We start from the raw sequence: 10,478 nt of genomic DNA on the forward strand, positions 1-10,478 counted from the left end.
GTCGTTGATACGCCTGTTGTTCTAGCGGGAGAAGGACCTTCGCCGCCGCTTGATGCGCGGAATGTTCAGGATGACAGCTTCAGAAGGGACTTACAAAGTCCTTCAGCAGCGGCAGCACCTGGTCTTTGGCTGACACGGTAGCATCTGTCACGCCCCAGTCAATACTTAATGCGGGGTCGTTCCAACGTAGGCCACCTTCTGCTTGCGGCGCATAGTAGTTGGTGCACTTGTAGAGAAACAACGTGTTGTCTTCCAGTGCCGTGAAGCCGTGGGCGAAGCCTACCGGCACGTAGAGCATATTGTAGCGCTCGGCATCCAGCTCCAGGGCTACGTGCTGGCCGTAGGTAGGCGAGTCTTTGCGGATGTCCACTATCACATCGAGGGCGCGGCCGGAAGCCACGCGTACTAGCTTGGCTTGGGCGAAAGGCGGCGCCTGAAAGTGCAGCCCACGTACCACACCCCGGTCGGAGCGCGACTGGTTGTCCTGTACCCAGTCGCCGGTGATGCCGGCGGCCGTCATCTTCTCCGCGCTGAACGACTCGAAGAACGCGCCGCGGGCATCACCAAACACGCGAGGCAGTACCTCTACCACATCTGCAATATTGAAGTACTTAAATTCCATGTATCACTAATTAAGCAGTAAGAACAGCCTTTTCTTCAGGCTGCGAAATTTAGGTTGTCTGGCGCCGCGTCACGTCGGCCACAATGCGCAGGTATTTGTCCAGCACCAATTGTTCGTCAAACTTTTGCTCGGCTAGCTGGCGGCTGGCGCGACCCATTTGAGCTAGGTCGGCATCGGAGAGCTGCTGCACTTGCAGCATTTTTTCGGCTAAGTCGGCGGCGTCGCGTACTTGGCAGAGCAGGCCGTTGTGGCCGTGCACCACGGTTTCGCGGCAGCCGGGTACGTCGGTTGTTACAATGGGCTTGCCCATAGCGGCGGCTTCGAGCAAGGTTTTGGGCGTGCCTTCGCGGTAGCTGGGCAGCACCACGCAATCGGCCTCGCGTATGAGGGCAGCTACGTCGTCGGAAGTGCCTAGGTACTCGATATTGCCAGCTTGCAGCCACTGCTCGAAGATGACGCGTTTCACGCCTACCCCTCCACTCTCATCGATACCACCCAGCAGTTGCACCCGCGTGCCGGGCACGGCCTGGCGCACTAGCCGCGCCGCTTCAAAATATTCTTCGACACCTTTCTCATAGAGCACCCGCGCAATCATCAAAAACGTGAAAGGCGTGTTGCGCGTGAATTCAGGAGCGGGTTGAAACCGCTGTATGTCTACCCCTGAGCCGGGTAGTAAATCGGTGATGCCGGGCGCTACCAGCCGGTATTGCAGGAACAACTGGCGGTCGTCGCCGTTCTGGAAAAACACCCGCTTCGGAAACCGAAACGCAAACCGGTAGAGGCCCAGCGCCACCCGGCTCACCAGGTTGCGCACGATAAACACCGTGCCCAGCCCCGACACGTTGTTGACGCTGGGAATGCCCGCCAGCTTGGCGGCCAGCGTGCCGTAGATATTGGGCTTGATGGTGTAGTGCAGCACCACATCGGGCCGCTCGCGGCGGTAGATACGGTAAAAGCGCTGCGTGAGCTGGGCGTCCTTGGCGGGGTTGGTGCCTTTGTTTTCCATCAGCACCGGCACGTAGCGGCAACCTAGCTCGGTTTCCAGGCGCTGCGAGTAGTCGTCGGGGGGCGCAATGGCCAGCACCTCGTGGCCGGCGGCTTGCAGGGCTTTCACCAGACTACGCCGGAAGTTCCAGATGTTCCAGGAGGTATTGATAACGATAGCAACGCGCATGCAGGCAGGGTGGTTTGAGCGCAAAGGTAGGATGCAGAATGGCATCGTGTCCGCCCAAACAATTATTACACCACTACCACCCCATTACTTCCTTTCAGCCCTACTTATCCAACGACTGAAACCAGGGTAGCACGTTCAGCATCATCGGGGCAATGCTGGTGCGGTGCATGCCGCCCTGAATGGGAATAAACTCCACGTTGGCAGCACCGGCCGCCTGAAAACGCTTGAACGTTGTTTCGGATGTCTGGTAGAAAACCGACTCGTCGGCGGTGCCGTGGAACAGGCGCGTGGGGCTTTTAGGCACCCAGGTCAGGAAGCTGTTGTCGCGGAGCTTTTGCCGCAGGTCGGCTTCGCCAGTGCCATTTTGCAGATTGGTGTAGAACGCGGGGGCAAACAATTCCGCAGGTTTCGTAGTCAGGCTGGCGTCAATTTCATCCAGCGCTTTGGAGCCATCTAGTAGGCCGGGCAGCCTACCTGCGTAGGGTTGCTGGAAGAAATCCGTCAGCGGCCGATTCCAGCCATAGGTGGTGTTGTAGGCTTGCAGGATAAACGCCAAAAATGCCGGGGTAGCGTAGGTGGGCGTGGTGGCGATGCCCGTGAGCATTTCTGGCAGATCGTAGCCACCGGCGCCGGCAGCCACAGCCGTGAGCGTGAGGTTGTGGGCCGTAGTGGTTTCGATTTCCTTTTGTGCGGCCATCGTGACGTACCCGCCCTCGGAATAGCCTACCAAAAACAGGTGGTCGTTGAGCGCTGTCTGCTGGCTTTGCAGGTAGTACTGCGTGGCCTTCAGCATATCTACCACGGCAGCGGCCGAGGCAGGCTGGTCGAAGTAGGGATGGAAGATATTGTCGGACGCGCCAAAGCCAATGAAGTCTGGAATGACGGTAGCAAAGCCCGCCCCGGCAAACAGCTCAAAGCCACTGAAGGAATTCGGGAAGTTGGAAGGAGCATCGGCCAAGCGGAAGATGGTGCCATGCTGGGCGCTCAGCAGCGCGGGTGGCTTGGGCGTATTGAGTGGAACTCCTACCAGCCCCGAGGCCTGAATTTCCTTGCCTTGAAACGTTGTCTTATAGATGAGCTTGTAAAACGTCACATCGTACTGCACATACTGGGCGTAGTTACCGAAACCGGCCGATGCGGCCGCCGCCTGCAACAGCGTTTTGGGTGCCGTCACAATCTTGGTGGCCGACACAAACAGGTCTTGCCCACTGGCTGGCGCTGGCTGCGGATCATCGGAAGTAGACTGGCAACCCGCCAGCAGCAACAGCAACCATAGCAGGAGCCACCGGCCCGAAGAGTACGTAGTTGGTTTCGAAATCATATAACAAAGGAAGTTGGGCAAGCGTACGGGGAAGCAGGCAAGGTAAAGTATATTTATCTGTTAACCAAATACTTATCTATACTATCTCCTGTAAGCACAACACTACTTTTCAGAAGACACAGGCAAGCAGGAGTGTATAAACCTCTTGTACCGGCTGACGTAGCAACATAAACCAGACGCGCTACACAGCGCGCAAAAGCCTACCCCTTGGGCGCGGCCGACCCTCTATACCTTCAATCTGCTATATATTCTGTCATTGCGCTTGGTACTTTGGTTACTTTGTGGCTCGTTTTGTTGTTATGGCTCTAATGATGATTTCCTACCTACCCCGAATCGTGCTGGGCAGTCTGCTGCTCGCTGGCTTGGGCAGCTGCCAGTCGGCCGATACTACCCACGCTACGCCGGCAGTGTCGGTGTCGCCGGCCGGCACTACGGTTGTCACGGCTACCGACTCGGCGGGCGTGCCCACGGCCATTGTGAGCACCCTAAACCAGGATGCGCTGGCAGCTGGCCACGCTATTTACACGCAGCGCTGCGCCGTGTGTCACGGCGAGGATGGCCGCAAAGGTGCTAACGGCGCCCACGACCTCACCAAAAGCAACCTCAATACCACGGGCCGTATATATATGGTGAAAAACGGCTTAGGTAAGATGCCCGGCTTCAAAGACCAGCTCAGCGACGCCGAGATGGAACAGGTAGTCGCCTACTCGCTGACGCTTACGAGTGACTGAGTAGCGGCGTGACTGAGTGAAAAATCGTCTGTCATCCTGAGCTTGCGAAGGACCTTATGCCAGTTGAACGAGTCGTTGTTATGACCTTCGTTCTGACTTGATAAGGTCCTTCGCAAGCGCAGAATGACAGGCGTCAGTAACAATCAAACTTTCAACAACTTAACTTTCTTATATTTTGAGCAATAACTCCGGCTCCAAACCTCGCCAAAACAGCACCCGCCACCCCGGCGCCACCGACACGGTGAAGGGCCGGGCGGGCCGCATTCTGGCCAAAGGCAATAAAGACGCTACCTACGACACGGCCCAGGAACAGGAATCTGCCGTACTGGTAGCCGTACCCGACAAGCGCCAACCCAATACGACTACTCAGGAATACCTTGATGAGCTGGCGTTTCTGACCGAAACCGCCGGCGCGCAAGTGGTGAAGCGCTTTGTACAGCGCCTGGAAAAGCCCGATATCCGCACGTTTGTGGGTGAGGGCAAGCTAGCCGAAATCAAAGCGTTTGTGAATCACTCGGGGGCCAGCATGATCATCTTCGACGATGATTTGTCGCCCTCGCAGCTGCGCAACCTGGAGGCTGAGCTGAAGGTGAAAATCGTGGACCGCTCGCTGCTGATTATCGACATCTTTGCCAGCCGGGCCAAGTCGGCCACGGCGCGCACGCAGGTAGAGCTGGCCCAGTACCAGTACCTCCTACCCCGCCTCACGGGCCTCTGGACGCACTTGGACAAGCAGCGCGGCGGTGGCGTGAGCCAGCGCGGACCGGGTGAAACGGAAATCGAGACTGACCGCCGCGTGGTGCGCGACCGGATTTCCTTCCTAAAAGAAAAGCTGAAGGACTTCGACAAGCAAAGCGTCACGCAGCGCAAGTCGCGCACCGGGCTGGTGCGGGTGGCGCTGGTGGGCTACACCAACGTGGGCAAGAGCACGATTATGAACCTGCTCTCCCGCTCCGATGTGTTTGCCGAGAACAAGCTGTTTGCTACCGTCGACTCCACGGTACGCAAGGTGGTACTAGACACGGTGCCGTTTCTGCTGTCCGATACGGTAGGGTTTATCCGCAAGCTCCCTACCCGCCTGATTGAGAGCTTCAAGAGCACCCTGGATGAGATTAGGGAGGCCGACTTGCTGATGCACGTGGTCGATATCTCGCACCCGTCGTTTGAGGAGCACATTGAGGTAGTGAACGACACGCTGAAAGACATCGGCGCCGCCGACAAGCCCATCCTGCTCGTCTTCAACAAAATCGACCAGTATAACCCCGAAGCCGAAGCGGGCCTCGACCCCGAAGGCGGATTCGAGGACATGAACCCCGACGAGGAAGAAGGCACCCTGATCCGCCCTACCCTTGACCAACTGCAAGCCTCCTACATGGCCAAAATGCATGATCCAGTGATTTTCATCTCGGCCCAGGAGCGTGAAAACATCGACGAGCTGCGGGCCTTGCTGGTGCGCAAGGTAGGCGAGTTGCACCGCCAGCGCTACCCCAATACGTTGGAGTACGACGAGGCAGAGTAAAGTGAACCGCCTGTCATCCTGAGCTTGCGAAGGACCTGCTCACGCCAGAACGAGTCGTTGATACGAGTATCGTTCTGGCGTGAGCAGGTCCTTCGCAAGCTCAGGATGACAGGCGGTTTTTATGGCAACTTACTTCGAGAAGCGGTAGGTATGGTTGGCTACGCGCAGCAGGTAGAGGCTATTGCCAGGCAGACCAGCCACAGAAATGCGTAACTCCGTGCCCCCTGCGGCTTGTCCACGTTGCACTACTTGGCCGGCCGCGTTCAGCAGGACGTATTCTACCCCGCTGGGTAGGGGCACGGCAAACCGTAAAGCTACCTCGCTGGTAGCAGGATTGGGGTAGAGCGTGCCCGCCGTTGCGGACAGTTGCACTGCCACTACCGGGCTGAAGTGAGCCGTTTGGTCGAGGTCGAGCTGACGCAGGCGGTAGTACACGCTGCCAACCTGATCGGAAATCGGGTCGAGGAACGAGTAGCTGTGGGCACTGGTGGTATTGCCCTGCGCTGCAACCTGCCCCACGGCCTCAAATAGTCGCCCATCGAGGCTACGCTCTACCACAAACTGTGCGCTGTTCTTTTCTGAGGCTGTGCCCCAGCGCAACGCTACCTGCTGTTTCTGGGCTGTAGCTGTGAAGCTGGTTAGCTCTACGGGCAACACTATAGGAGCGATTACCAGGCAGCTACCGTTGTTATAAGTAATGTTGTTGGACTGATTACGGGCAATCAGGCCCACGGCGTAGGTGTTTACGGTTCGGTTGTCGCCAATATCATTGGCCCACTTGTGGGCACCCGCAGCCGAGTTGATGCCGTAGGGATTCTGCTGGGGCGCCGGGAAGTTGGTGAGCAGAGCATCATCCCAGAAAGCATAGTCAACGTTGCCCGTATTGCCGGGGCGCACCTCCCGAATAATAATGCCGTTGGTATTGCTTTCCGCATCGTAGATAGGAAAGTTAACTGGCCCTACCCCGCTGGAGTATGTGATGCTGATGTTGCCGGAAGGCATAGCGGCCCCGGTATCGGAGCTGCCGTCCCAGTCGAATGTGTTGTTGCCGATCTGTGTCAGGCCTTCGAGCAGACGGTCGGTGGTGGCTTCGTAGGTTTTGTTGTTGTTACCGTCGATGAAGATGGTGCCAAACCCGGCCTGATCTACCCGCAACGTGAAGATAGCGCCCTTGTTATCGGGGCGGCAGCTGGTACTGATGGTGGGAGCGCCGGGCCGGATGGTAGTGGGGTAGATGGCAGGATCGGGGTCATTGACAAACAACTTATACTCGGCCGTTCTGAAGGAGCCGCTACGACTCTTGCGCCAGTCTTTGTACGTGCCGGAGGTGTTGTCTACTCCGTAGGAATTAGCCGTCAGCAACACGCCCCAGGGCTGCATCCCGGCGTAGTCTACCCGCTTGATGAAGTAGGTACCTTTGTAGTTGGGGTTCGGAATGAGGGGGTAAAGCGAGAAGGAATTCGCCAGCCGGGCATCGCCTGCACCCGCCGTAAAGCCCCAGCTCTGGGAGTAGAGCCGCCCGGTTTTCTCGCCGGTGCTGGCGCGCACCGTCACGTCCCAGATATCGTAGGCTGCCCGCACTTTGGTGGTAGGCGCATCACTGGTGTTCACCTCCACAAACTCCAGCCAAAACTCCTGAGCGCTACCTGTGCTGTTGGTGTAGGACAAAGGCTTATAGCCCCCAGTGATAGAACCATTATAGTCAGGCCCAACACTCGCCTCCTGCGGCGTATTGATGACGCCAGGCGCGGCAGCCAGCAACGAACCTCTGGGAGTGCCTGGGATTGGGTCCAGCCGGTTGCTGTTTACTACCGTAATGGCTCCCCCGCTTGGCTGGTAAAGCAGTTGAATGCGCAAAGAAGTGTGGTTTTGCGTGTAGTCCATGCGGTGCACACCGTAGTACACGGTTTCGCCAGGCTCTACGTGTACATATAGGCGCTCATCGGCGGGGCTACCAGCATTCAGGAAACCGCGCGTGTTATCTTGGTTGGTGTCGTTTTGCTGGAGGTAGCCCACATAGTCATTGGCTGTGTTGGCCGCGGTGCGGGGTGCTGTACCGGGCGTTAGATTCTTAGATCCCTCCGCTTTCGCCTCATACGCAGCAGTGTGTAGCAATAATCCTAAAACAGGAATAAGTAAATTATTGCCTAGGGAAGTATAATATCTACGCATTGCCTTGATTACTTGTGTTTTCAACAGCAAAATTCCTTTTACAATGAATATAAACCAATACATATATCTTATATTATTTATAAATATTCTCATTTTTATAAGAGTATTCTCTAATTGAATCACATCTATAGCTGGTACTTTTGCTTGTGCTTAGCCATCTATATCGGCTCTCTTCTTGCACACAACCTGGCAGCAGCGCTACCCGGCCCAGATAACCATTTCGGCCGGGGCGTAGTAAAGAGACGTGCTTACCCACCGTGCCCCTACCCATGAAAATTCTGTATCTGATGCGCCACGCCAAATCCAGCTGGAGCTACGACGAATTGAATGACCACCAGCGCCCACTCAACGACCGAGGCCGCGACGACGCTCCTATGATGGGACAGGCCCTGGCCGAGCGCAATATCAAGGTAGACCTGTTGCTGACTTCCTCGGCCGTGCGGGCCCAAAGCACAGCCGTGCTAGTGGCGCGCGAAATCAACTACCCCCACGATAAAATTGTGGTGGATGAAAGCATCTACCGGGCCGAGGTGAAAGATCTGTTGCGGGTAGTGCGCGAGTGCCCCGATACGGCCAACTCAGTGCTGCTGGTGGGCCACAACAACACCATCACCGATTTTGCCAATTTGCTCTCGCCTAATCTCATCAATGAAATGTCGACGGGCGCCGTTGTATGCCTGCACTTTCGGGTAGAGCGCTGGGCGGAAATTGACCAAGCCAACGCAGAGTTTTACTTCTACGACACGCCCAAGAACCAGAAATAGCCGCTTCGCCTTATGTCAACGTCCACTCCTACCCCTCCGGCGCTTCCCCTCCTCAACCGTGAGCTGAGCTGGCTGACGTTCAACTACCGCGTGTTGCAGGAAGCGCAAAACCCCAATGTGCCGCTGCTGGAGCGCCTGAAGTTCTTGGCTATTTTTTCCAGCAACCTCGACGAGTATTTCAAGGTGCGCGTGGCCACGCTACGCCGCCTAGTGAAGCTCAAGAAGAAAACCCGCGCCAAGCTGGGCGAGGACCCCGCCGATCTGCTCCAAACGGTGTTGCAGGAGGTAGGGCGGCAGCAGCAGGCTTTCGGCGACACGTTTCGGCAGCAGATTTTGCCGGGCTTGCAACAGGAGCACATTCACCTGATTTCGGACCACGATCTGAGCCCCACGCAGCGCGACTGGGTGCAAACGTATTTCCACGAGCACGTGCGCGACTTGCTCTCCCCCGTTTTTCTAGACGATAACCTGCACCACCTGTTCCTGCGCGATCAGTCGGTGTATCTCACCTTTTTTCTGACGCATCTCACCAATAAAAAGCAGGCCGATGAGGAACGCGTGCTGGTGATGGAGCTGCCCACCAAGCGCCACGGCGGCCGCTTTGTGCGCCTACCCGACGAGGGCAAGGAGCACTACGTGATGTTTCTGGACGACGTGATTCGGGTGGGGGCGCACGAGTTGTTTCCTGACTATGAGCGCGTGCAGGTGCAGGCCATCAAGCTCTCGCGCGATGCCGAGTTGGATATTCAGGAAGAAGTATCGAGCAACCTGCTCACCAAAATCAAAAGTAGCCTGCAAAAACGCGAAACCGGCTTCCCGGCCCGCCTACTCTACGACCCCGCCATGCCCAAGGAGGTGCTGCGCGCCGTGATGCAGAAAACCGGCATCGGGCAGGACGAGCTGGTGGAGGGTAGCCGTTACCACAACTTTCGTGACTTTTTCGGCTTCCCGGATTTCGAGCTGACGCACTTGCAGTACGAGCCGCAGCCACCCCTACCCCATCCTACCCTGCCGGCGCGGCCGGGTACCATGCTGGCGGCCATTGCCCGGCAAGACCACCTATTGCATCTGCCCTACCAGTCGTTCAGCTACGTCGTGAACCTGCTGCGCGAGGCCGCGACCGATCCGCTGGTCAACAGCATCAGCATCACGCTCTATCGGGTAGCGGGCAGCAAGAGCGAGGTGGTAAAGTCGTTGCTGAAAGCCTTGAAAAAAGGCAAGCAGGTGACCGTGGTAGTGGAGCTGAAAGCCCGTTTCGACGAGGAATCCAATATTTTCTGGGCCGATAAGCTCCAGAAAGCCGGCGCCGATGTGATTATGGGTATGCCCGAGCTGAAGGTGCACACCAAGCTGCTGCTGATTACGCGCACTGAGAATGAGCAGAACCGCCAGTACGCCTACCTCAGCACCGGCAACTTCAACGAGGCCACCAGCCGCATCTACGCCGACCACGGCCTGTTTACGGCCGACCCGCGTCTGACGCAGGAGGTGGCCGCGCTGTTCCGCTACTTCCACGACCGGCAGCCGCCCACCAACTTGGAGCACATCCTGGCCGCACCCTTCGACCTGCGCACCCGCCTAGATGCGCTGGTAGACGCAGAAATCGAACGCGCCCAGAACGGCCAAGAGGCATATATCATTCTAAAGCTGAATGCCTTACAGGACGATGACATGATCAAGCGGCTCTACCAGGCCAGTCAGGCCGGCGTGCGGGTAGAGCTGCTCATCCGGGGCATTAGCTGCCTGATACCCGATGCGGCGGGCCTGGGTGACAACATCAGCCAGCAAGGCATTGTGGACCGCTACCTGGAACACGCCCGCGTGTATGTATTCGGCAACGGCGGCAAGGAGTTGGTATACGTGGCCTCCGCCGACTGGATGGCGCGCAACCTGAGCCGCCGCGTGGAGGTAGCCTTCCCCATTCTCGATGACAAGCTACGCGCCGAAGTGCGCCTGCTCCTCGATTTCCAGCGCCAGGACAATGTGAAGTCGCGCGACTATCACAACAATTTCATCCAAGCCGAAGAAGGCGCCGCCCCCATGCAAGCCCAACTCGCCACCTACGAATACCTAAAGAAGCTAGCGCAGAAGAAGGGTAGGAAGTAAGGGTAGGAGGGTAGGAGGGTTGTCATCCTGAGCTTGCGAAGGACCTTATCACGTGAGAACAGTGGTCAT

At 57.3% G+C, this 10,478-nt stretch carries 8 protein-coding genes; 4 read left to right on the forward strand and 4 right to left on the reverse strand.

Translation table 11 applies throughout. The features are described 5' to 3' along the window. Positions 1 to 79: 79 nt before the first annotated feature. From rfbC to KYK14_RS20405, 3 genes are all read right to left on the reverse strand, one after another. Positions 80 to 622, reverse strand: a complete 543-nt coding sequence (rfbC, locus tag KYK14_RS20395) for a dTDP-4-dehydrorhamnose 3,5-epimerase (RefSeq protein ID WP_219161548.1) — start codon at positions 620 to 622, stop codon at positions 80 to 82. A 49-nt stretch (positions 623 to 671) separates the two neighbouring features. After that, the gene (locus KYK14_RS20400; RefSeq protein ID WP_208306649.1) at positions 672 to 1,796 is read right to left on the reverse strand and encodes a glycosyltransferase family 4 protein; all 1,125 of its coding nucleotides are present in this window, start codon (positions 1,794 to 1,796) and stop codon (positions 672 to 674) included. Positions 1,797 to 1,896: 100 nt separating this feature from the next. After that, complete coding sequence (locus KYK14_RS20405) at positions 1,897 to 3,117, reverse strand: alpha/beta hydrolase family protein (protein ID WP_219161550.1); 1,221 nt, start codon at positions 3,115 to 3,117, stop codon at positions 1,897 to 1,899. 281 nt (positions 3,118 to 3,398) lie between these two features. Here KYK14_RS20405 and KYK14_RS20410 point away from each other — a divergent pair, with 281 nt between their 5' ends. Continuing rightward, positions 3,399 to 3,848, forward strand: a complete 450-nt coding sequence (locus KYK14_RS20410) for a c-type cytochrome (RefSeq protein WP_219161552.1) — start codon at positions 3,399 to 3,401, stop codon at positions 3,846 to 3,848. 262 nt (positions 3,849 to 4,110) lie between these two features. Continuing rightward, positions 4,111 to 5,367 carry a GTPase HflX gene (hflX, locus tag KYK14_RS20415; RefSeq protein WP_425514706.1) on the forward strand — a complete coding sequence of 419 codons (1,257 nt, stop codon included), beginning with the start codon at positions 4,111 to 4,113 and terminating at the stop codon, positions 5,365 to 5,367. Positions 5,368 to 5,496: 129 nt separating this feature from the next. Here the strand turns inward: hflX and KYK14_RS20420 are convergent, their stop codons facing one another. Continuing rightward, the gene (locus tag KYK14_RS20420) at positions 5,497 to 7,482 is read right to left on the reverse strand and encodes a T9SS type A sorting domain-containing protein (protein ID WP_219161556.1); all 1,986 of its coding nucleotides are present in this window, start codon (positions 7,480 to 7,482) and stop codon (positions 5,497 to 5,499) included. Positions 7,483 to 7,808: 326 nt separating this feature from the next. Between KYK14_RS20420 and KYK14_RS20425 the strand changes: the two genes are divergently transcribed. Beyond that, entirely contained in the window at positions 7,809 to 8,303 is a 495-nt protein-coding gene (locus KYK14_RS20425; protein ID WP_185281558.1) for a SixA phosphatase family protein, read from the forward strand. Positions 8,304 to 8,315: 12 nt separating this feature from the next. Beyond that, positions 8,316 to 10,409, forward strand: coding sequence for a polyphosphate kinase 1 (ppk1, locus tag KYK14_RS20430; protein ID WP_219161558.1), 2,094 nt, complete (start codon positions 8,316 to 8,318; stop codon positions 10,407 to 10,409). Positions 10,410 to 10,478: the final 69 nt, after the last annotated feature.

The organism is Hymenobacter profundi (genome assembly GCF_019334315.1).
In the GTDB taxonomy this organism is placed as follows: domain Bacteria; phylum Bacteroidota; class Bacteroidia; order Cytophagales; family Hymenobacteraceae; genus Hymenobacter; species Hymenobacter profundi.

Bases quoted from the DNA above. Each gene is read 5' to 3' on its own strand.
- rfbC (WP_219161548.1), bottom strand. From the start codon at position 622: ATGGAATTTAAGTACTTCAATATTGCAGATGTGGTAGAGGTACTGCCT.
- KYK14_RS20400 (WP_208306649.1), bottom strand. From the start codon at position 1,796: ATGCGCGTTGCTATCGTTATCAATACCTCCTGGAACATCTGGAACTTC.
- KYK14_RS20405 (WP_219161550.1), bottom strand. From the start codon at position 3,117: ATGATTTCGAAACCAACTACGTACTCTTCGGGCCGGTGGCTCCTGCTA.
- KYK14_RS20425 (WP_185281558.1), top strand. From the start codon at position 7,809: ATGAAAATTCTGTATCTGATGCGCCACGCCAAATCCAGCTGGAGCTAC.
- ppk1 (WP_219161558.1), top strand. From the start codon at position 8,316: ATGTCAACGTCCACTCCTACCCCTCCGGCGCTTCCCCTCCTCAACCGT.